The 19,816-nt window shown below is 68.2% G+C and carries 23 protein-coding genes; 12 read left to right on the forward strand and 11 right to left on the reverse strand.

Annotated features, from left to right (window positions below):
- The first annotated feature begins 72 nt into the window (after positions 1-72).
- Together ACTWQA_RS23425 and ACTWQA_RS23430 are read left to right on the forward strand one after the other, a co-directional pair.
- On the forward strand, positions 73-1,056 hold the full coding sequence (locus ACTWQA_RS23425; protein WP_443161262.1) for a hypothetical protein: 984 nt from the start codon (positions 73-75) through the stop codon (positions 1,054-1,056).
- Between the two features lie 115 nt (positions 1,057-1,171).
- Entirely contained in the window at positions 1,172-2,926 is a 1,755-nt protein-coding gene (locus ACTWQA_RS23430; RefSeq protein WP_443161263.1) for a DEAD/DEAH box helicase, read from the forward strand.
- Between the two features lie 61 nt (positions 2,927-2,987).
- On the opposite strand, the gene ACTWQA_RS23435 is transcribed toward ACTWQA_RS23430, so the two are convergent.
- From ACTWQA_RS23435 to ACTWQA_RS23445, 3 genes are read right to left on the reverse strand one after another with little or no spacing between them, the layout of a single operon-like run.
- Positions 2,988-3,503, reverse strand: coding sequence for a GNAT family N-acetyltransferase (locus ACTWQA_RS23435; RefSeq protein WP_327584885.1), 516 nt, complete (start codon positions 3,501-3,503; stop codon positions 2,988-2,990).
- 44 nt (positions 3,504-3,547) lie between these two features.
- Entirely contained in the window at positions 3,548-4,651 is a 1,104-nt protein-coding gene (locus ACTWQA_RS23440; protein WP_443161264.1) for a hypothetical protein, read from the reverse strand.
- Positions 4,652-4,700: 49 nt separating this feature from the next.
- On the reverse strand, positions 4,701-5,807 hold the full coding sequence (locus ACTWQA_RS23445) for a helix-turn-helix domain-containing protein (RefSeq protein WP_443161265.1): 1,107 nt from the start codon (positions 5,805-5,807) through the stop codon (positions 4,701-4,703).
- A 281-nt stretch (positions 5,808-6,088) separates the two neighbouring features.
- Here ACTWQA_RS23445 and ACTWQA_RS23450 point away from each other — a divergent pair, with 281 nt between their 5' ends.
- Positions 6,089-6,307: a hypothetical protein gene (locus tag ACTWQA_RS23450; RefSeq protein WP_443161266.1), complete on the forward strand. Its 219-nt coding sequence runs from the start codon at positions 6,089-6,091 to the stop codon at positions 6,305-6,307.
- A gap of 171 nt (positions 6,308-6,478) precedes the next feature.
- Positions 6,479-6,856, forward strand: a complete 378-nt coding sequence (locus ACTWQA_RS23455) for an STAS domain-containing protein (RefSeq protein WP_443161267.1) — start codon at positions 6,479-6,481, stop codon at positions 6,854-6,856.
- 4 nt (positions 6,857-6,860) lie between these two features.
- Here ACTWQA_RS23455 and ACTWQA_RS23460 read toward each other — a convergent pair whose 3' ends face one another.
- From ACTWQA_RS23460 to ACTWQA_RS23480, 5 genes are all read right to left on the reverse strand, one after another.
- Positions 6,861-7,517, reverse strand: coding sequence for a class I SAM-dependent methyltransferase (locus ACTWQA_RS23460; RefSeq protein WP_443161268.1), 657 nt, complete (start codon positions 7,515-7,517; stop codon positions 6,861-6,863).
- 38 nt (positions 7,518-7,555) lie between these two features.
- Positions 7,556-8,377 carry an alpha/beta fold hydrolase gene (locus tag ACTWQA_RS23465; protein ID WP_443161269.1) on the reverse strand — a complete coding sequence of 274 codons (822 nt, stop codon included), beginning with the start codon at positions 8,375-8,377 and terminating at the stop codon, positions 7,556-7,558.
- Between the two features lie 21 nt (positions 8,378-8,398).
- Entirely contained in the window at positions 8,399-8,896 is a 498-nt protein-coding gene (locus tag ACTWQA_RS23470; protein WP_443161270.1) for a hypothetical protein, read from the reverse strand.
- Positions 8,897-9,017: 121 nt separating this feature from the next.
- Entirely contained in the window at positions 9,018-9,587 is a 570-nt protein-coding gene (locus ACTWQA_RS23475) for an isochorismatase family protein (RefSeq protein ID WP_443161271.1), read from the reverse strand.
- A gap of 14 nt (positions 9,588-9,601) precedes the next feature.
- Positions 9,602-10,885 carry a nicotinate phosphoribosyltransferase gene (locus ACTWQA_RS23480; protein WP_443161272.1) on the reverse strand — a complete coding sequence of 428 codons (1,284 nt, stop codon included), beginning with the start codon at positions 10,883-10,885 and terminating at the stop codon, positions 9,602-9,604.
- A 46-nt stretch (positions 10,886-10,931) separates the two neighbouring features.
- Between ACTWQA_RS23480 and clpS the strand changes: the two genes are divergently transcribed.
- The 5 genes from clpS to ACTWQA_RS23505 all read left to right on the forward strand — a co-directional run bounded on the left by clpS (position 10,932) and on the right by ACTWQA_RS23505 (position 13,556).
- On the forward strand, positions 10,932-11,225 hold the full coding sequence (gene clpS, locus ACTWQA_RS23485; protein ID WP_090935661.1) for an ATP-dependent Clp protease adapter ClpS: 294 nt from the start codon (positions 10,932-10,934) through the stop codon (positions 11,223-11,225).
- 19 nt (positions 11,226-11,244) lie between these two features.
- Positions 11,245-11,769, forward strand: a complete 525-nt coding sequence (locus ACTWQA_RS23490; RefSeq protein WP_443161273.1) for a DUF2017 domain-containing protein — start codon at positions 11,245-11,247, stop codon at positions 11,767-11,769.
- Between the two features lie 9 nt (positions 11,770-11,778).
- Positions 11,779-12,180 (forward strand): Mov34/MPN/PAD-1 family protein, encoded by a 402-nt coding sequence (locus tag ACTWQA_RS23495; protein ID WP_443161274.1) that lies wholly within the window; start codon positions 11,779-11,781, stop codon positions 12,178-12,180.
- A 154-nt stretch (positions 12,181-12,334) separates the two neighbouring features.
- The gene (locus ACTWQA_RS23500; RefSeq protein ID WP_138673133.1) at positions 12,335-12,607 is read left to right on the forward strand and encodes a MoaD/ThiS family protein; all 273 of its coding nucleotides are present in this window, start codon (positions 12,335-12,337) and stop codon (positions 12,605-12,607) included.
- 1 nt (position 12,608) lies between these two features.
- Complete coding sequence (locus tag ACTWQA_RS23505) at positions 12,609-13,556, forward strand: PLP-dependent cysteine synthase family protein (protein WP_443161275.1); 948 nt, start codon at positions 12,609-12,611, stop codon at positions 13,554-13,556.
- Positions 13,557-13,614: 58 nt separating this feature from the next.
- Here the strand turns inward: ACTWQA_RS23505 and ACTWQA_RS23510 are convergent, their stop codons facing one another.
- Positions 13,615-15,459: a DUF3352 domain-containing protein gene (locus ACTWQA_RS23510; RefSeq protein ID WP_443161276.1), complete on the reverse strand. Its 1,845-nt coding sequence runs from the start codon at positions 15,457-15,459 to the stop codon at positions 13,615-13,617.
- Positions 15,460-15,544: 85 nt separating this feature from the next.
- Positions 15,545-15,871, reverse strand: coding sequence for a hypothetical protein (locus tag ACTWQA_RS23515; protein ID WP_443161277.1), 327 nt, complete (start codon positions 15,869-15,871; stop codon positions 15,545-15,547).
- 109 nt (positions 15,872-15,980) lie between these two features.
- Between ACTWQA_RS23515 and ACTWQA_RS23520 the strand changes: the two genes are divergently transcribed.
- The 3 genes from ACTWQA_RS23520 to ACTWQA_RS23530 all read left to right on the forward strand — a co-directional run bounded on the left by ACTWQA_RS23520 (position 15,981) and on the right by ACTWQA_RS23530 (position 18,560).
- Entirely contained in the window at positions 15,981-16,772 is a 792-nt protein-coding gene (locus tag ACTWQA_RS23520) for a thioesterase family protein (RefSeq protein WP_443161278.1), read from the forward strand.
- Positions 16,773-16,986: 214 nt separating this feature from the next.
- Positions 16,987-17,811: a glutamate racemase gene (murI, locus tag ACTWQA_RS23525; RefSeq protein ID WP_305918317.1), complete on the forward strand. Its 825-nt coding sequence runs from the start codon at positions 16,987-16,989 to the stop codon at positions 17,809-17,811.
- Positions 17,808-18,560, forward strand: a complete 753-nt coding sequence (locus ACTWQA_RS23530) for an MBL fold metallo-hydrolase (protein WP_443161279.1) — start codon at positions 17,808-17,810, stop codon at positions 18,558-18,560. Before murI ends, ACTWQA_RS23530 begins: the two co-directional genes overlap by 4 nt.
- Here the strand turns inward: ACTWQA_RS23530 and ACTWQA_RS23535 are convergent.
- Entirely contained in the window at positions 18,545-19,798 is a 1,254-nt protein-coding gene (locus tag ACTWQA_RS23535; protein WP_443161280.1) for an MFS transporter, read from the reverse strand. The genes ACTWQA_RS23530 and ACTWQA_RS23535 overlap by 16 nt on opposite strands.
- Positions 19,799-19,816: the final 18 nt, after the last annotated feature.

A 19,816-nucleotide genomic window follows, 5' to 3' on the forward strand; every position in this document is an offset into this window, starting at 1 on the left:
TCCGTCACACCGATCACGGTTCGCCGGATCCTCGTGGCGAGGAGTGATAGGACAGCGGGACAAGGAGGTGTCATGGAGGATGATCACCGTGTCTGGCCGCCTCAGCCGGGGGCCAGGCACCGCCGTACTCCTCCAGAGGACACGGAGCCCGAGGGGGGCGGGGCTCCGGCGCGCCGGAGCCCGCGCGACGAGGAGCCGCGTCCCCGGAAGCGGCACCCGCTCGACCTGGACGCGGGGGAGAGCGAGGACCTCGGCGAGCCGTGGAACCCCCGCATCCGCAGAGCCACCGAACGCGACCCCGCGTACGACTCCGGTCCGGACTGGCCCCCCGGCGGAAGCCCGGAGCCGCCCGCGGGCAGCGGCTGGGGACGGGGCCTGGAACGTGACGATTGGGGGCGAGGCGCGGAAGGCGGAGGGCCGTTGTCCGCGCCGCCCTGGGACACGCTGCCGCCGTCCGCCCGGCTCTACGGCACCCCGGTGGACCCCGGGACGCGCCGGCGCGCCGGCACGCGCGTGTGGCGGCGGTGGGCGGGCGTGCTCGCCGCGCTGTTAGCCGGGGCGGGGCTGGTGACCGGGGCGACCGCGGTGGTGTTGCGGATCACCGAGCCGCAGGCGGAGACGAGCACGCTGAGCGACACGCTGGCCGGGGTGACGGCGACGTTGCCGCAGGGGTGGAGCGTGGGCGCGGTGCCGCCGGTGACCGGGTTCACGTCGGTGGTCAGGGACGGGAACGGGGGCCTGGTCATGGCCAGGCCGGTGCCCGGACGCCTGGAGAACGCCGAGGAGGCCACGGCCCAGGCGGCGGAGCTGTATTCGCGACTCCTGCTCAAGGGCGACCGCGTGAACATCGTCGAGGACAAGGAGATCCCCGGGGGCCACACCCGGGCGCTACGGGCGGAATATCAGGATGTGGTCAACCGGCCCGCCTTCATGAGAGTGATGCTGGTCACTCGCGGCGACAAGGCCGTCCTGCTGGTCGGGCTGCTCCAACCCGAGGAAACCGCACGCAGACAGGCCCTCGACGCGGTCATGAACAGCCTTGGACAAGCCGCCTAGCACGTGAGGAAGACCTTGGCCAGAATCCACGGCTCACGGCACGTCTTGTCGGTGGGCCCGATTAGTCTTGGGTCACTGTGAGAGAGCGAAGCACACGAACCCCAGAGGTGATGCGGTGAGCACCTTCGCCGCGTCCCACCTTTCGCCTTCCTATCCAGACCGCGCCGCGTGGGGCACCGCCCCCAAGCTGCGCGCCTGGCAGCAAGAGGCCTTCGACCTCTACTTCAGGCGCGAGCCACGTGACTTCCTCACCGTGGCGACGCCGGGGGCGGGCAAGACGACCTACGCCCTGCGCATCGCCAGCGAGTTGCTCAGCCGCGGGGTGATCAGGGCGATCACCATCGTGACCCCCACCGAGCACCTCAAGCGCCAGTGGGCCGACGCCGCCGGGAAGGTCGGCATCGGCATCGATCCGGAGTTCAAGAACAGCCAGGGCACGACGTCACGCGACTACACCGGCGTCGCGGTGACGTACGCGCAGGTCGCCATGCACCCGGCCCTGCACAGGGCGCGCACCGAGGCGCGTAAGACGCTGATCATCTTCGACGAGATCCACCACGCGGGCGACGCCAAGTCGTGGGGCGACGGCGTGAAGGAGGCGTTCGAGCCCGCGACGCGCCGGGTCCAGCTCACGGGGACGCCGTTCAGGTCCGACGACAACCCGATCCCGTTCGTCGCCTACGAGGAGGACGGGGAGGGCCTCAAACGCAGCGTCGCCGACTACTCCTACGGCTACGGGCCCGCCCTCGACGACGGGGTCGTGCGGCCGGTCATCTTCCTGGCCTACTCCGGGGAGATGAAGTGGCGCACGCGCGCCGGTGACGAGCTCGCCGCGACCCTCGGCACGCCGCTCACCAAGGACCAGCTCTCGCAGGCGTGGCGGGCCGCGCTCGACCCCAAGGGCGACTGGATCCGCCAGGTCATGCAGGCCGCCGACCGCCGCCTCACCGAGGTGCGCAGGGGCGTGCCCGACGCGGGCGGCCTGGTCATCGCCACCGATCACGAGACCGCCCGCGCCTACGCCCGCCACCTGCGCAACATCACCGGCGAGGGCGCCACCGTGGTCCTCTCCGACGACCCCGGCGCGTCGAAGAAGATCAAGGAGTTCGGCGCGTCGCAGGACCGCTGGCTGGTCGCCGTGCGCATGGTGTCGGAAGGCGTCGACATCCCCCGCCTGTGCGTCGGCGTCTACGCCACCTCGACCTCGACCCCACTCTTCTTCGCCCAGGCGGTGGGGCGTTTCGTGCGTGCCCGCAAGCGCGGCGAGATGGCCTCGGTCTTCCTCCCCTCGGTGCCCACGCTCATGGGGCTGGCCAACGAGATGGAGGTGGAGCGCGACCACGTGCTCAACAAGCGGCCTCCGGAGGACGGCCTCGACGACAGCCTCCTGGAGCAGGCCAACCGCAAAAAGGACAACCCGGACGTCCTTGGCGACGAGCTGCCGTTCGAGACGATGGAGACGTCGGCCACGTTCGACCGGGTGCTGTTCGACGGCGGCGAGTTCGGCACCGGCGCGGAGGTCGGCTCCGCCGAGGAGGAGGACTTCATCGGCCTGCCCGGGCTGCTGGAGCCCGACCAGGTGGCGACCCTTCTGCGCAAACGGCAGTCGGACCAGCAGGCCGCCAAACGCAAGCAGCAGCCGGAGGAGCAGCCGCGCGAGACCCTGGCGCCGCACGAGCAGATCGCCGAGTTGCGGCGGGAGCTCAACGGCCTGGTGGGCGCCTGGAACCATCGCACGGGGCAGCCGCATGGGGTCATCCATGCGGAGCTGCGACGCTCCTGCGGCGGCCCGCCGATCGCCCAGGCCACGGCCGAGCAGATCCAGGAGCGGATCGACACGATCCGCCGCTGGGCCACCCAGCGCCGTTAGCCGGTTCGCGCACTTGCGCCGATCGCCCTGCCCGCAGGGCGATCGGCCCGCTTCTGGCGCGTCAGCGGAAGCGGTTGCGGCCGAGTTGCCTGACCATGATGCGGCACATCTCCGGCCGCCGTTCGTACGTGCCGTCCGGGTGATACACGACCTCCGTCGTGGCCACCTGCCCATGCGGCCATTCGACATACCCTCGGCGGTGATACAGCCGCCGCGCGGCGAGGTTGTCCAGCCGGACGCCGAGGGCGACCTGTTCATGGCCGGTGGCGAAGAGCCGGTCCTCGGCCGCCCACAGCAGTTGCGTCCCGATGCCCTCGTTACGGCGCCCGGCGACGACCTCCAGGTGGGTGAGCAGCGCCACACCCGGTAAGTGGGCGCGTAACTCCGGCTCCTCGGCGGGGGCCAGCCACACGTAGACGTCGCCCACCGCAAGGTTCCGCTCCCAGGCGACGAGCAGGAACCCGTGCCCGGCCTCTTGCCTGGCCAGCCGGTCGCTGAAATACGTCTTCTGCCCGAGCGACCGGACTATCCTGCGGAGATCGGTATGGTCGGCTTTGCGTATATCTGGTGCCCCCACGGACGGACAGATTCCCTGTTGACACTCCGGTGAATCAGCGGCGCCTAGGCCATGGATGTCCACCAGCGCAATTGCGGCTCACTGTCTTTCACGAGCCATTTCATCGCGTCAGCGGTCGAGTCCAGCTGCGGGGTCCCGGCGAAGTGCTCGGCCCATCGGCGGCGGTCTTCCCTCCAGGCTTCGATATAGGAGACGCAGAGCACCTCATCGATGCGGTGATGGCGGCCGAGCGCGGCTTCGAGCGAGGCCTCCATGGCCTGGCGGTTCTTCAGCGAGCCCGCCGGGAGCCGCCTGACTCGGCGCAGCACGTGGCTGATGAACGCCTTGCGCTGGGCGAGGAAGCCGGTCCAGTACGCCGGGTCGGTCGCGCCCGCCCAACCCGTCTTCTTCTCTCCGTCCAGCAGCCAGTAGACGCCCTCCGCCAGCACGTCGCCGAGCTCTTGGTCCCGTGCGCGAATGGGACGGTCAAAAGGGTCGTACTCGCGCTGCGTCACCTGCCCGGTCACCGCCAGCCGACGTAGCGAGGTCTCACCCAGGAGGTAGAACCAGTCCTCGTTGTAAATGTTGGGGAAGAACGACGGATTGCGCGTCGTCTCGACGGCGAGGGCGCCGCCGCCCACGAACGAGTCCTGATCCCCTCCGGCCAGCCGGTGAGCGTGGCACACCACTGAATTATCCGGGTAGCCACCGATATGCATGCCCACCGCGTCGTATTTGTCGAGCAGACCCGCCGCGCGCGCGACCTCCTCATGACTGCCTACCTCGATGTCGTCATCCAGGAAGACGATGCGTTCCCAGCTCATCAGCCGGGCCAGCAGAAGCCCGATGTTGCGCTTCGCGCTCAGGTCGGTCGCCCGGACGAACGGCGTGTTCTTCAGCAGCGTCGTCGTCCGGAAGTCCGGCAGGTTGAGCGAGGCCGGACTGCCGATGTCGATCGCGATGAACTGCACGTCACTCGGCATCAACAAGGCCGCGAGCTCCGGCTTGCTCCATTTGCGGCGGCTGTGCAGCGTCACCAGGGGACAGCCGAGCGTGCTCGCGAGCCGAATGACGTGTTTCAGCCACGTCGGATGCCGGATCGTGGGGACGACGATGGCATCGACGGTTCCCGGCTTCGCGCCGGCGAGACCCTCGCCGTACACGTCCACCAGATGTCTGTGGGAGCCGTGGTGATGCTGCGTCCTGACCGTTGCTATTTCAGTCTCCATGGGTGGGCTCCGGCCATTCGTGTAACCGGAACGCGTCGATCGTCCAGTCAGGCGTGATCACGGCCCTGCCCTGAACCCCGACCCGCATCAGAATGCTGTACGACTCCGCGTCGCCGAAACGCGACTCCAGATAGCCGGCGTTCCTGTCGTGGAATCGAGCGTCGGTCAGCGCCCGGACCGCCCCGTACACGCCTCTGGCGTATATCCCGTTGCATATGGTCAAAGTGCGTTCGACGTTGAAGGGGTTAACGCCGCGGTAGAAGAAGGCGACGTCCTCCTGTAGTCGCAGGCTATCGCCAGAACCCACCGTGACCGGATAATACCGCTGCGTGTCCCCGTCCCTCTCGACTTCGAAATAGGGTCCCTTCTCGCCCGCCCAGTCGGGGATCTGCCGCACGGGGAGCTCGATCCGCGTGAGCGTGTACTCGGTGACCGCGTTGTAGTCCACGCCGCCCAGGAGCACGACATGGGTGGTCAGGTCGTCGGATTGGAGATCGGCCATGGTGCGCACGACCCCCCGGCTGTGCGGGTTCACGCTGCGCACGTGACCCCACAACTCGAATAACGAGTCCAGATCCGAGTATCGGTAGAGCGCGACGTAATCGGCGTTGTCGGGGTCCGCCTTCGGGATCCTGGCGCGGTCCTCTTCGGGGATCTGCGAGCAGATGATCGTGATCGGCTCGCCCCTGGGGAAATGCCACGGGCCGCGGCGGCGGGCGCCCTCGGCCAGGTCCGGCTCGAAGACCTCGCCTGCGCTCTGCTGCCGCAGCGCCTGCTGACGGAGCTTGATCAGCTCGGCGAGCAACTTCTTGTGCTCCTCGCGTTCGTCCGGGGTCAGCTCGGATTCGTCGAGCAGGCGGGCCCTGCCGTTGTCGACGGATCGTTTGGTCGCGAAGAACCTGGCGTACTTCTCCAGCCGATGCAACGGCGGGATCTTGATCACCGAGCTCGACTCCCAGGAGGAGATCAGCGGCACGCTGATCTTGAACGCCTCGCGCAGCTGGGCCTGCGTGACATGCACATCAGGCCAGTGGCTTTCGCGGAGCTCACGCAGACGGTGCGCAAGCGCCGTCCCCGCGACGTCGTCACCGCTCATGTCGGCCTCATTCGTGTGAACTTCACAAAATTCTAGTAAACGCCTATTCGGCTGCCCGAGTCGATGGAGAATTCGCAGCTAGGCCGTAACGGAACGGTCTACTGGCGAGAATCGGGCGCACAAGAGCCCTCAGTCTAGCCACGCATCTCTGGCGGCAGTGTGCGAATGTCCTGGGTTCAGCGAGGGAATCATAAAGAGAGACAAACTTCAGTTAAGGATGCTGAAGTTCTCTGAATACAGGCAAGGTTCCTGTCACAGCGCATCGCACCAGGGAAACCTTTATGACAGATCTGGCTCTGTACCTCTCAGTGGCAATGCCCCCTCCGACCGACACCAAGACCTGGTCGCTCCTCATCGTGGCGACCATGATCACCCTGGTGGTGGCCGCGATCCGCTGGATGGCCCGGCGGACGCGCATCATCATGGTGGTCAGCGGCACGAGCGTCCTGGTAGTGATCCTCACCGTCCTGGTTCTCGCGTACCTGACCCTCGCGGTCTGAGTACGCCTTCCCGCGCGGCGCTTCGCCCCCCGGCGCTGCGCGCGTCCGGCCTGGCCGCTTCCGCCGCGGCCTATGCATTTGGACACAGAGCAGTGGCCTTCTGTTAGAAGCTTGGTGGAAGCGGCAACAACCTCTCTTGGCTCGTCTTGAGATGTGCAAAGGACTTCGCCAATGTCATCTGAGGCCTACCGGAAGCCGACGCTCAGTGTGACTTCAGGCCTCTCAAGAAACGCCATCATCATGAGGCTCGAGGGCGAGCTCGACGTCAACGCGGTGCCCGTGCTGCGCGAGCACCTGCAACGCATCTGGGAGCTGCCCCCGCAGCCCTTCCTGATCCTGGACCTCGGCGGGGTGGCGTTCTGCGACTCCCTGGGGATGAGCGAGCTCGTCAGCGTCATGCAGCGCTGCGAGGCCCGGGGGACCAGGCTGTTGCTCGGCGGGGTTCATGGGGTCATGGCCAGGGTGCTGTCGATCACCGGGCTGCGGCACGCGTTCGAGGTCTTCGCGAAGTTCGACGACGCCCTGCGGCTGGCCGTGGCCACGCCCTGAACCCCTAGAGACCGAGAGGCTTGCGAGCCAGGAGCATGGCCTGCGGCGTCAACTCGTAGGCGGTGCCCGGCCGGGGCTCGCGGAGCAGACGGGCATCCACGACGAAGCCCGCCGCGCAGAGCAGCTCGGCGATCTGGTCCGGCTGCCGGCGGTGGAAGTCCAGCGAGATCGGGTGGCCGAACCCGTCCGTACGGTGCACCGGCTCGTCCCCGACCTGGAACGCCACCAGCGTGTGACCCCCTGGAGCCAGCACCCGGTGGAACTCGGCGAACACCTCGGGCACGCGCTCCAGCGGAACGTGAATGATCGAGTAGTAGGCCACCAGACCGCCCAGCTTCCCGTCGGGCAGATCCAGGGCGAGCATCGAGCCCTCCTCGAACCGCAGGCCGGGATATGTCCGCCCGGCCAGTGCCACCATCTCCGGCGACAGGTCCACGCCGAAGACGTCCAGCCCCAGCTCGTGCAGGTGCGCCGTGACCCACCCCGGACCGGAGCCGACGTCCGCCACGGGCCCGGAGTCCCGTACGAGCTCGGCGAACGCGGCGAACATCGCCCGGTCCAGCGGCATGCCCGCCAGCGAGTCACGGAAGAAGTCGGCGTAGTCGACGGCCATGGCGTCATAGGACGCCCGGGTGGCGCGCAGGAAGTCCGGTTCGGTCACGGCGGACCACCCTAGCCGAACCGATCGGCCCCAATCGATCAGCTTTGGATGAAGGCCAGCAGATCGGCGTTGAAGTCGTCGTTGAACGAGCCCGTCAGGCCGTGCGGAGCCCCTTCGTACACCTTCAGCGTGGCATCCTTGACCAGCTCGGCCGACTTGATGGCGGCGTTCGCGATGGGCACGATCTGGTCGTCGTCGCCGTGCGCGATCAGCGTCGGCACGTCGATGCGCCGCAGGTCCTCGGTGAAGTCCGTCTCCGAGAACTGCTTGACGCAGTCGTAGGCGCCCTTCAGCCCGCACTGCATGCTCATCAGCCAGAACGCCTCCCGCGTGCCCGGCGAGACAGTCGAGCCGGGCCGATTGGCGCCGTAGAAGGGGGCGCTGAGGTCCTTGTAGAACTGCGAGCGGTCGGCCAGCACGCCCGCGCGGATGTCGTCGAAGACCTCGATGGGCACCCCTCCGGGATTGGCGTCCGTCTTGAGCATCAGCGGCGGCACGGCGCCCAGGAGCACGGCCTTGGAGACGCGGGAGCTGCCGTGGCGGCCGAGGAAGCGCGCCACCTCGCCGCCGCCCGTCGAGTGGCCGACCAGGATCGCGCCGCGCAGGTCCAGCGTCTCCAGGAGACTGAACAGGTCGTCGGCGTAGGTGTCCATGTCGTTGCCGCTCCACGCCTGTGTGGAGCGTCCGTGGCCGCGGCGGTCATGGGCGATGGCGCGGTAGCCGTTCTCGGCCACCAGGCGCAACTGGCTGTCCCAGGCGTCGGCGTTGAGCGGCCAGCCGTGGCTGAACACGACCGGCTGGCCGGAGCCCCAGTCCTTGTAGAAGATCGCGGTGCGGTCGGCCGCGGTGATGTACGGCATGGCAGTGCTCCATCCAGATGGCTACGTCATCGGTGCCGGGATCCGGCGGCCGCTGCGGCCATCAACCGGGATATGGCCTGATTTTTCAGGCAACGGGACTGTTACGCGGGCCGTGTCGCCTTTGACGCGTACGGGAAGGGCGGTCCGGCGATCCCCTGGACCCGGGGCCGTACGCACCCAGACCAGCAGCCGCCTCCCCTTGGTGCGGACGGTGACCTTGGCCGTCTCGCATTCGCGGCGGACGGCGGGCCAGGCCAGCACGAGCGCCCTGCCGACCCTGGCGGATCGTGGGGCAGGGGTGCGTTCGTCGCAGACAGGTGCCGGTGACACGTCGTGGGACACCACGGAGTGCTCAGGGATGGAATCCTGAGCGAGCTGGCTCATCACGATCGTGCCGCCTTCCAGCAGCGCCAGCGTGACGATCGCGCGCATGCGCTCGGCGGCGCTGCCCTTGATGAGGAGCCACAGGCTGAGCGGGCCGAGGAGCAGCCAGGCCGCTCCTAAGGAGAGGGCCAGCATGAAGAACCTCCCACGACGAGGAAGACGTGTCACTCTCCGTGTCGTCATGACTGCGGAGAGCGTCCGCCCCTCTTGATATCACATCACCGCAGCGTTGCGCAGCGTGATGGACGGCAGGAGATCAGCCCACGGCAGGCGCTCCCCGCAAGGTGGCGCCGGCATTCTTCAGCTCCTCCATCGCCGCCTCCGTCGTGGTGCGCGAGACGCCGGCCGTGAGGTCCAGCAGGACGCGCACCGCCAGGCCGTGCTTGACCGCGTCCAGGGCCGTGGCGCGCACGCAGTGGTCGGTGGCGATGCCCACGACGTCCACCTCGCGCACCCCGCGCTCCCTGAGCCAGTCCACGAGCGACACCTCGTCGCCGGACACGCCCTCGAACCCGCTGTACGCCGCCGCGTAGGTCCCCTTGCTGAAGACCTCCTCCACCGCCGACACGTCGAACGACGGATGGAAGTCCGCCCCCGGCGTGCCGGCCACGCAGTGGGCCGGCCAGCTCGAAAGGTAGTCGGGCGACTCCGAGAAGTGGTCGCCGGGGGAGACGTGGTAGTCGCGGGTGGCGACCACATGGTCGTAGCCGTGGTCGGCCACGTGGCGGGTGATCGCCGCCGCCACCGCGGACCCGCCGGCCACGGGAAGGCTGCCACCCTCGCAGAAGTCGTTCTGCACATCGACGATGATCAATGCGGTGCCCATAGTGGCACGATACGTCAGGCGAACTCCGTGGGGACCGCCGCGTACCCCCGGCCCAGGTGGAGGGCCTCCAGCGGGAGTGTGGCGACGGCCTGCGCGTGGCGTTCGCGGGCGGCGGACAGGGGCTCCGCGCCGACGACCTCGCCCTCGCGCACCAGCTCGTGCAGCAGGGGAATGCCGCCCTCGGGGACCACGCCCCCAGTGGTGATCAGCTCGGTCTCGGCATGGCCGGAGGAGTCCAGCACCCGATACGCCTCCTTGCGCCCGCCCCGCGACGGCTTGCCCACCGAGCGCTTGGCCACAGGCTCCAGCTTGCCCGCGGCCGTCTCCCGCGCCACCAGCTTGTACACCAGTGCCGCCGTGGGCACCCCTGACCCGGTCACCAGCGAGGTGCCCACCCCGTACCCGTCCACCGGGGCGGCGGCGAGCGCGGCGATGGCGTATTCGTCCAGGTCCGAGGTGACCAGAATGCGGGTGTTGAAGGCGCCGAGCGCGTCGAGTTGCTCGCGCACCTCCTGCGCCGCGGCGGCCAGGTCGCCGGAGTCGATGCGGACCGCGCCGAGCTTGGGCCCGGCCAGCTCCACCGCCGTGCGGACCGCCTCCGGCACGTCGTAGGTGTCCACCAGCAGGGTCGTCTCCGGCCCGAGCGAGGCGATCTGGGCCTCGAACGCCGCCCGCTCGGAGTCGTGCAGCAGTGTGAAGGCGTGCGCCGCCGTGCCGGCCGTGGGGATGCCGTACTTCTGCCCGGCCATCAGGTTGGAGGTCGAGGCGAACCCGGCGATATACGCGGCCCGGGCGGCGGCCACCGCCGCGCTCTCGTGCGTCCGCCGCGAGCCCATCTCGATGATCGGGCGCTTGCCCGCGGCGTTGGTCATGCGGGAGGCGGCGGAGGCGATCGCGCAGTCGTGATTGAGGATCGACAGGATCAGCGTCTCCAGCACTACAGCCTCGGCGAAGGTGCCCTCCACGACCATGATGGGAGAGGCGGGGAAATAGAGGTCACCCTCGCGGTAGCCGTAGATGTTGCCCGAAAACCGGTAATCAGCCAGAAACGCCAGAGTGGCGTCGTCCACGACCTGGCGCGCGTGCAGGTAGGTGAGTTCATTGTCACCAAAACGATAGTGTTCGAGCTCGTCCAGGACACGTCCCGTCCCGGCGACAACCCCGTAGCGCCGCCCGCCCGGCAGGTGTCGGGCGAACACCTCGAAGACCGCGCGTCTGTGGGCCGCCCCGCTTCGCAGCGCGGCCTGCAGCATCGTCAGCTCATAGTGATCTGTGAGCAACGCAGTGCTCATGGTCATTGTCACGACTCGAAGACTACGGCCCAGATAGGGCAGACTCGGGGATGTGGGTAGCACCGCTCCAATCGCCGTCGAGCGTCCGTCATCGGACGTCCGGCCCGATCTGCCATGGGTAACCATCGTCTGGAACGACCCAGTCAACCTCATGTCCTACGTGACCTACGTCTTCCAAACGGTCTTCGGCTACACCAAGGAGAAGGCCGAGAAACTCATGCTGGACGTACACCACAAGGGTAAGGCGGTCGTGTCCAGCGGCACGCGCGAAGAGATGGAACGCGATGTGCAGATTCTCCACTCCTACGGCCTGTGGGCGACGCTCCAGCCGGATTCGGTCAAGTGATACACGTGAAGAGGTGCGGGTGAGTTCGGGGTTCTCGCCGGGCAAAGGTGGCGGAGTCGTCGCGCGCTTCGAGGCCGCGGAGGTCTCGCTGCTGCGCTCGCTCGTGTCGATGACGCTCGGCCTCGTGACGCCTGGGCAGACGAGCGACGATCCGCTGGAGCGGGCGCTGGGCATCGGCTCGACCGAGGCTCCGTCGGACCCGGTGCTGGCGCGCCTGTTCCCGTCGGCGTACGAAGACGACAAAGAGGCGGCCGAGTTCCGCCGCTACACCGAGGCCACGCTGCGCGACGGCAAACGGGCCGACGCGCAGACCGTGCTCGACAGCGCCGCGTCCGGGCGCTTCGACCTGACACCCGAGCAGGCCCAGGCGTGGCTGCGGGCGCTCAACGACATCCGGCTCACCCTCGGCACCAAGCTGGAGGTGACCGAGGAGATCCACGATGAGATCGCCATGATGTCCGAGGACGACCCCAGATACCCGGCCTATGTCACCTATGACTGGTTGACCTACCTCCAGGACAGCCTGGTCCGAGCGCTCTGGTAATTTCCGGGCATGCTCTCGATCTCGCAGGAACTGGCGGACAAGATCGTCGCCCATGCCCGGGCCGACCACCCCGACGAGGCGTGCGGTGTGATCGCGGGCAAGAACGGCGTTCCCGAGCGGTTCGTCCCCATGGCGAACGCCGAGCGTTCGCCCACCTTCTACCGCTTCGACTCGATGGAGCAGCTGCGCGTGTGGCGCGAGATGGACGACCGCGACGAGGAACCCGTCGTGATCTACCACTCCCACACCGCCACCGAGGCCTACCCGTCACGCACCGACGTGTCCTACGCCTCCGAGCCCAACGCGCACTACGTCCTGGTCTCCACCAGGGACGACGACAAGGCGGAGTTCCGCTCCTACCGGATCCTCGACGGAGTGATTACCGAGGAAGAGGTAAGGTTTCTCCCATGATGGTCCGGCCGGTGCAGAGCTTCCTCTTCGCGCATACTCCGGCTGTCGTCGTCTACGACTGTCGCCACTGACGTCACTGAGCCTGGAATCCCCTTTCAGCCGTCGGCGTTGTCTGCCGATGGGACGACGACATGACATGAGGAGACTGACCGCGATGGCCATCGAGGTTCGCATCCCGACCATTCTGCGCAACTACACCGACGGTGCGAAGGCCGTGAGCGCCGAGGGCGCCACCCTTGACGAGCTGATCACCAATCTGGAGTCCCGCCACCCGGGCATCAAGGACCGCCTGGTCGACCAGGGCGGCCTGCGCCGCTTCGTCAACGTCTACCTCAACGACGAGGACGTGCGCTTCCTGGGCGGCCTCGGCACGCCGGTGTCCGACGGTGACACGGTGACCGTCCTTCCTGCCGTCGCCGGCGGGTGACATGCGTTTCGAATCGCTGATCGACTCGGTGGGTCGCACGCCGCTCGTCGGCCTGCCGAGGTTGTCGCCGTCCGCCGACGTACGGATCTGGGCGAAGCTGGAGGACCGCAACCCGACCGGCTCGATCAAGGACCGGCCCGCACTGTGGATGGTCGAGCAGGCCGAGAAGGACGGCCTGCTCACGCCCGGCTGCACGATCCTGGAGCCCACCAGCGGCAACACCGGCATCTCGCTCGCCATGTCGGCCAAGCTCAAGGGCTACAAGCTGATCTGCGTCATGCCGGAGAACACCTCCGAGGAGCGGCGCCAGCTGCTGCGCATATGGGGCGCCGAGATCATCTCCTCTCCGGCGGCCGGCGGCTCGAACGAGGCCGTGCGCGTGGCCAAGGACCTGGCGGCAAAAAACCCCTCCTGGGTGATGCTCTACCAATACGGAAACCCGGCCAACTGGCGCTCGCACTACGAGACCACGGGCCCCGAGATCCTCGAGGACCTGCCGACCGTCACCCACTTCGTGGCCGGGCTCGGCACGACGGGGACGTTGATGGGAGTGGGCCGGTTCCTGCGCGAGCGGGTGCCGGACGTGCAGATCGTCGCCGCCGAGCCGCGTTACGGCGAGCTGGTCTACGGGCTGCGTAACGTGGACGAGGGGTTCATCCCCGAGCTCTACGACGAGTCCGTGCTGACCACCCGCTTCTCGGTCGGCTCCGCGGACGCGCTGCGGCGCACTCGCGAGCTGCTGGCCGCGGAGGGCATCTTCGCCGGCGTCTCGACAGGGGCCGCGCTGCATGCGGCGCTCGGGGTGGCCGCGAAGGCGGTCAAGGCGGGAGAGCGTGCCGACGTCGTGTTCGTGGTGGCCGACGGCGGCTGGAAATACCTGTCCACGGGCGCCTACGAGGGCACCCTGGACGAGGCGGAAGAACGCCTCGAAGGCCAGCTCTGGGCCTGAGCGCCTGGAACACGAAAGGGCGGCCGGTCAGGAGACCGGCCGCCCTTTCGTTATGCCCTTAGTTGAACAGGACCCGCATCGAGAACGTCGCCTCGGTGTCGGTCTGGGTGCCGCTGATGCCGATGGCCCTCAGCACCTGCAGGTTGGCCTTCTCGTCGCCCTGCATGGTCTTGAGGTAGAGGCTCTCCAGCTTGTCGAGGTCGACGAAGACCGCCGATGTGGCCTCCCCCGCGTTCGGGATCGCGGTCTGGAACGTCTCCGAGTCGCCCAGCGTGCCCTCCTCGGCCAGCTTCTTGGCGTACTCGTCGGTCGTCGCCACCGTGAAGACCCCGTCCCCGGCGACCTTGGCGATCTGGGGAGCCGGCTGCCCGCTGGAGGTCATCGCCTGCTGGATCTTGTCGAGGATGGCCTGCGCCTTGGCCGGGTCAGTGGCGATGCGGACGCCGCCCTTGATCTGGTCGCTGTTCAGGCCCTCGCTGTCCACCGCCAGCGTGAAGTTCTTGCCGAAGACCGTGGCGAGGTCAGCCGGCAGCTCCAGGCCGAACTGGGTCTTGGCCTGCTCGATGAGCTGCTTGATCTCCGCGGCCCCGGTCGCCGAGGCCTGCTTCTCGATCTCGGACCACTGCTTGGTGACGACCTGGTCCAGGCCGGAGATCGACAGCGCGCCGGCCGTGGTGGCGGGCAGGGTGCCCAGGTTGGCCTTGGGCAGGTCGCCCTGGGGCAGCATGCCCGTGCCGCCGCGCACCGTACCGGCGAGCTCGACGTAGGCGCTGTCGAAGCGCAGGGCGCCGGCGAACCTGGCGTCCTTGATCTTGTCGATCGCCGCCCGCTGGTCGGCGGGGAGCTCCTTCTTGGCCAGGTCGATCAGGCCGCCCATGTCGGCCCAGAAGGACAGCACGCCCTGCTCGCCGACCGCACCCATGTCCTCGCTGAACTCCGCGTTGTCGGCCAGGCTGCCCTCGGCCTGGGCGTACTTGTCGGCCAGCCCCTGGTTGGCGGTGAGGAGCGCGTAGTCGTCGCGGAAGGAGATGCCGTACTTGTCGCCGTCCATCAGCTTGGCGATGCCGGCCTTGGCCTGCTCTTGGTCCTTGACCTGGACGGCCACCGCGAAGTCGGGCTCCTGCTTGCCGGAGGGGACGGCGGCGAAGCCGATCCTGCTGCCCAGCCACGGGTCGACGTCCTTGGCAAAGTCGATCTTGCTGTCGGAGTCCTTGTTGATGGTGTCGAACAGCGCCTTACGCGGGTCCTCGCCGGTGAAGGAGTCCTTGGTGACCGTGAACTTCCTGGCGAGCTGGAACAGCGCCAGCTTCTGGTTCGCGGCCGGGTCCAGGTCGAGGCGGGCGTAGGCGATGGAGTTGGCGGGCAGGACGTCGTTCGGCTGCGCGCCGCCGCCGCCGATGGCGCCCACGGCCCACACCGCGCCGCCGCCGAGCAGGACCACCGCGAGGGTCGCGGCGCCCGCGATCAGCCAGCCCTTGCGGCTCTTCTTGGCCGGCCCGGCCGGGCCGAAGCCTTCAGGCCCCTGCTGCTGCCATCCTGGCTGCGCGTACTGGCCCTGCTGCCAACTCTGCTCCTGCTGCCAGCCGCCCTGCGGCATCTGCTCCTGCTGCCAGCCACCCTGGGCCTGCTGCCCGTACGGCTGCTGCTGCTGCCCGTAAGCCTGCTGACCGTACGCCTGCTGTCCATGGGCCGGCTGTTGCTGGCCGTAGGGCTGCTGACCAGGGTTGCCCTGCTGACCGTAGGCGCCCTGCTGGTCATGGCCCTGCTGCCCATAAGCCCCCTGTTCGCCGTAGGACGGCTGCTGGGGGTAAGGCTGCTGCGGAGGGTACGGCTGCCCCTGGTTCCAGTTGTACGCCGTAGTCCGGTCAGGATCCTGGCCGTAAGGGGGATTATTCGCAGACATCACTCAACTCACAATGTGGACTTTTAGCCACAGAGAAGTTATCTGATGTTGCTTGTCAGCCGCTTGCAATGTGCTGAAGTCGAAATCAGACTCTGGGGAGCTCCTTTCTGAGCACATCGATATGCACCTCGCCGCTCGCGTAGTCGGCGACGCTCGACCACGGCACGAACGTGCACCCCGCGTAGATCACCCGTGACAGGACCCGGGAGAGCCAGGGGACGCGCCCGTGGAGGGTGCGGGTGAGCCCGAGCAGGAGCGGCGCGCGCCGGCTGGACACGACAAGTCCGTTGACGGTGTGGCTCTGCTGGAGCTCGCCCTTGTGCTTGATCATGCGGATGTCGACGACGTGACCGACCCACACCCCGTGGCAGTCCCAGACGGACTGGCCTATGAGTTCGGTGACAACTGCCATGATCAAACTCTCTCAGCCCGACTATGTTTTCGCAGGTAGGCGCGCTGGCAGACGCATGTCGTAGAGTATGGGGCTACTAGAATATAGTTCCAGGCTGAGGCGGGAGCGGATGACCAAGTTCGACGAGGCCACGCAGGCGATCAGGGTTGACGACGGCACCTACGACGTGTGCATCGACCCCGGATACGCCATCGGCGGCCCGCTCAACGGCGGCTACCTCATGGCGGTGATCCTGCGCGCGGCGGTGGACGCCTCGCCGTTCGACCATCCGGTGAGCACGACCGCGCAGTTCCTCAAGGCGCCGGCGCCCGGTCCCGCCCAGGTCAAGGTGGAGCCGCTGAAGGCGGGCAGGACGGCCGCCTTCGCCCGGGCCACGCTCGTACAGGATGGCGTGGCGCAGATCGAGAGCCTGATCACGACGGCCACGTTGAATGACGTCGGGCCGATTTATGCCGAAAAATCAGCGCATGACATGCCGGCCCTCGAGGACTGCGTCAAGCTCCCCGACCCCAAGCCGGAATCGGGTATGACCCTGAGCGCCCAGATGGAGCTGCTCTTCGACCCGCCCACGATCGGCTGGCTGACCGGCAACCCCACCGGCAGGCCCGAGTCGCGGGCGTACTTCAGGATGGCCGAGCCGCAGGACCCGGACCCGTACGTGCTGGCGCTGGCCGTGGACGCGCTGCCGCCCGTGGTGTTCTCGGCGGGCGCGCGCGGCTGGGCGCCGACCGTGGACCTCACCTGGCACCTGCGCGCGCTGCCCGCGCCCGGCTGGCTGACCCTGCTCGGCAGCGGCCGGCTGATCTCCGACGGCTGGTTCGACGAAGAGGTCGAGGTGCGCGACTCCGCCGGTCGCCTGGTGGCTCAGGCGCGTCAGCTCGCACGCGTCGGCAGGGGCTGATGTGAGCAACGCAACACCCCTTCAAGCCCACGTGTTGCCGTGAGCGAGCGTAGCGAGTGAGCCAATAGACACAGCAGCTTGCTCACAGGCCCGAAGGGACTGTGAGCGAGCGTAGCGAGTGAGCCAATAGACACAGCAGGTTCCTCACAGGCCCGAAGGGACTGTGAGGATTCTTACGCAGTGTTCGGAGGGCAGGTCGCTTACCCTCTGAAGCGTGCCGGACACGAGTATTGGGATCTTCGACAGCGGGGTCGGCGGCTTGACGGTCGCCCGAGCGATCCTCGACCAGTTGCCCCACGAATCGATCACTTACGTGGCCGACACGGCCCGTCAGCCGTACGGGCCGAAACGCATCGCGGAGGTCCGCGCCTACGCCCTGGAGGTGATGGACCACCTCGTCGAGCACGACGTCAAGATGCTCGTGATCGCGTGCAACAGCGCCAGCGCCGCCGTGCTGCGTGACGCCCGCGAGCGCTACGACGTGCCGGTCGTCGAGGTGATCCAGCCCGCCACCAGGCGGGCGGTGCGCGCCACCCGCAACGGGAAAGTCGGCGTGATCGCCACCCGGGCCACCATCGAGTCCATGGCCTATCACGACGCCTTCACCGCGGCTCCCGACGTCCAGCTCACCGGCGTGGCCGCCCCGCGCCTGGTGGAATACGTCGAACGAGGCGAGACGATGAGCGACGAGCTCATCGAGGTCGTGCGCGACTACCTGGAGCCCGTCAGGGCCGCCGGGTGCGACACTCTCATCCTCGGCTGCACCCACTATCCCCTGCTCACCGGCGCGATCTCCTACGTCGCCGGTGACGAGGTCACGCTGGTCTCCAGCGCGGACGAGACGGCCAAGGACGTCTACCGGATCCTGCACGACCGCGAACTGGCGGCCGGAAGCGAGGCCACCCCCCGGCACCGCTTCCGCGCCACCGGCGACTCCCTGCTCTTCGCTCGGCTCGGGCGACGCTTCCTGGGCCCGGAGATCGATGCGGTCGAAGTCGCACCAGTGGGGGGTACTACCTTTAACGGGAGGCCCACATGAAGGTGACCATCGTCGGATGCTCAGGCAGCTTTCCCGGGCCCGACAGCCCAGCGTCCTGCTACCTCCTCGAGAAGGACGGGTTCAGGATGTTGCTCGACCTCGGCAGCGGGTCGCTGGGCGCGCTGCAACGCCACATCGGCCTGTACGAGGTGGACGCGATCTGCCTGACCCATCTGCACGCCGACCATTGCCTGGACATCTGCGGCTACCACGTGGCGCGGACGTACGGGCCGGCCGCGCCGTATCCGGCCGTGCCCGTCTACGCGCCCGCCGCCGCCCCCGCCCGGCTGTCGGCCGCGTACGGCATGCCGGACGAGCCCGGCCTGGAGACCGCGTTCGACTTCGTGCCGCTCGAACCCGGCTCGTTCGAGATCGGACCGTTCACCCTCACCGCGGGCCTGGTCAACCACCCGGTCGAGGCTTACGGCTTTCGCGTCGCGGCCGGCGGCAAGGCCGTGACCTACTCCGGCGACACCGGCGAGTGCGAGGAGCTGGTGAAGCTGGCCGCGGGCGCGGACCTGCTGCTGTGCGAGGCGTCGTTCGTCGAGCAGCCGGGCCTGCCCGCCGACCTGCACCTGACCGGCCGCCAGGCCGCCGAGCACGCCGCCAAGGCCGACGTCGGCCGGCTCGTGCTCACCCACCTCGTCCCCTGGAACGACCAGGCCACCGTGCTCGACGACGCTTCCAGAGGCGGCTACGACGGCCCGTTCGAGCTGGCCCGCAGCGGCGCGGTCTACGACCTCGCCTGAACCTCGTCGAAGTCACGCAGGCGGGGCAGCGGGGAGAACAGCAGCGGCACGAACGCCAGCACCCTGCCCGCCAGGAACACCCAGAGCGTTTGACGTACGCCGATCTGCTGGGCGACGAGGCCGCCGAGCAGCGCGCCCAGCGGCATGGCGCCCCACACCATGAACCTCACCGAGGCGTTGACCCGGCCCAGCAGGTGCTCGGGGGTCACCGTCTGCCGATAGGTGATCTGTCCCACGTTCGACAGGGCAGCGCTCCACGACAACATGATCGAGGTGATCGCGAAGCACACCATCCGCCAGTCGGCCTGAGTCATCGGCAGCAGCAGGCTGAAAGGCGCGCCCACCGTGACGGCCAGCCAGGTCATGCGGGCCGTGCCGTACTTCCTGGACAACCAGCCCCCGCTCAAGCCGCCGATCAGGCCGCCGAGCCCGCCCGACATGAGCAGCACGCCGATGACGCCGGGCGCCAGCCCGACCTCCTCGGCCAGGAACAACACCGACAGGCCCAGCACCGCGCTGACGCAGAGGTTGCCGATCGTCGACGACGCCACGAACATGCGCAGTAAGCGATCGTTCCAAACGTAGGCAAGCCCCTCGCCGATCCCGCGCAGCATGGGCGGGTGCTCGGCGTGCGCGGGCCGCTTGTCCGGCGCCTTGATCGAGGACAGCACGAGCACCGACGCGAGCGAGGCCAGCGCGGTGGCGACCATCGTGCGCGACGCGCCGAACAGCTGCACCAGCGCGCCTCCCAGGGCGGGCCCGGCCAGGACCGCCCCCGAGCGCACGGCCTCCAGCTTCGCGTTGCCGTCGGTGAGCTGCTGGTTGTTGACCAGCTTGGGCAAATATGTCTGGTCCGCCACGTCGTTGAAGACCTGGGCCGTGCCAGCGAGCAGCGCCACCGCGAACATCATCTCGATGGTCAGCACGCCCAGCTCGGCCGCCACCGGAATGCTTCCGAGCAGCACGAACCTGGACAGGTCGGAGACCACCATCACGCGGCGCCGGCGCATCCTGTCGACCCACACCCCCGTGGGCAGGCCGATCAGCAGATAGGCGGCCGTCTGCAGCGAGGCGAGCAGGCCGACCTCCGCGGGACCCGCGTGCAGCACGAACACCGCGACCAGCGGGAGAGCCACGCGGGAGACATTCGCGCCAACTTCGTTGGCGACATGCGAGCTGAGGAAGCGAAGGAAGTCAGGGTTCCGCAACACCCCCGTTGTCATTGCGTAAGGATCCATGTGTCGGACACATTTGGT

This window comes from Nonomuraea sp. 10N515B (assembly GCF_052245915.1).
In the GTDB taxonomy this organism is placed as follows: Bacteria; Actinomycetota; Actinomycetes; order Streptosporangiales; family Streptosporangiaceae; genus Nonomuraea.

What these genes read in the sequence shown, in the direction of transcription:
- ACTWQA_RS23425 (WP_443161262.1), top strand. Translation starts at nt 73, where the DNA reads ATGGAGGATGATCACCGTGTCTGGCCGCCTCAGCCGGGGGCCAGGCAC.
- ACTWQA_RS23445 (WP_443161265.1), bottom strand. Translation starts at nt 5,807, where the DNA reads ATGAGCGGTGACGACGTCGCGGGGACGGCGCTTGCGCACCGTCTGCGT.
- ACTWQA_RS23450 (WP_443161266.1), top strand. Translation starts at nt 6,089, where the DNA reads ATGACAGATCTGGCTCTGTACCTCTCAGTGGCAATGCCCCCTCCGACC.
- ACTWQA_RS23455 (WP_443161267.1), top strand. Translation starts at nt 6,479, where the DNA reads ATGTCATCTGAGGCCTACCGGAAGCCGACGCTCAGTGTGACTTCAGGC.
- ACTWQA_RS23465 (WP_443161269.1), bottom strand. Translation starts at nt 8,377, where the DNA reads ATGCCGTACATCACCGCGGCCGACCGCACCGCGATCTTCTACAAGGAC.
- ACTWQA_RS23470 (WP_443161270.1), bottom strand. Translation starts at nt 8,896, where the DNA reads ATGCTGGCCCTCTCCTTAGGAGCGGCCTGGCTGCTCCTCGGCCCGCTC.
- ACTWQA_RS23475 (WP_443161271.1), bottom strand. Translation starts at nt 9,587, where the DNA reads ATGGGCACCGCATTGATCATCGTCGATGTGCAGAACGACTTCTGCGAG.
- ACTWQA_RS23480 (WP_443161272.1), bottom strand. Translation starts at nt 10,885, where the DNA reads ATGACCATGAGCACTGCGTTGCTCACAGATCACTATGAGCTGACGATG.
- ACTWQA_RS23495 (WP_443161274.1), top strand. Translation starts at nt 11,779, where the DNA reads ATGCTCTCGATCTCGCAGGAACTGGCGGACAAGATCGTCGCCCATGCC.
- ACTWQA_RS23500 (WP_138673133.1), top strand. Translation starts at nt 12,335, where the DNA reads ATGGCCATCGAGGTTCGCATCCCGACCATTCTGCGCAACTACACCGAC.
- ACTWQA_RS23505 (WP_443161275.1), top strand. Translation starts at nt 12,609, where the DNA reads ATGCGTTTCGAATCGCTGATCGACTCGGTGGGTCGCACGCCGCTCGTC.
- ACTWQA_RS23510 (WP_443161276.1), bottom strand. Translation starts at nt 15,459, where the DNA reads ATGTCTGCGAATAATCCCCCTTACGGCCAGGATCCTGACCGGACTACG.
- ACTWQA_RS23515 (WP_443161277.1), bottom strand. Translation starts at nt 15,871, where the DNA reads ATGGCAGTTGTCACCGAACTCATAGGCCAGTCCGTCTGGGACTGCCAC.
- ACTWQA_RS23520 (WP_443161278.1), top strand. Translation starts at nt 15,981, where the DNA reads ATGACCAAGTTCGACGAGGCCACGCAGGCGATCAGGGTTGACGACGGC.
- ACTWQA_RS23530 (WP_443161279.1), top strand. Translation starts at nt 17,808, where the DNA reads ATGAAGGTGACCATCGTCGGATGCTCAGGCAGCTTTCCCGGGCCCGAC.
- ACTWQA_RS23535 (WP_443161280.1), bottom strand. Translation starts at nt 19,798, where the DNA reads ATGGATCCTTACGCAATGACAACGGGGGTGTTGCGGAACCCTGACTTC.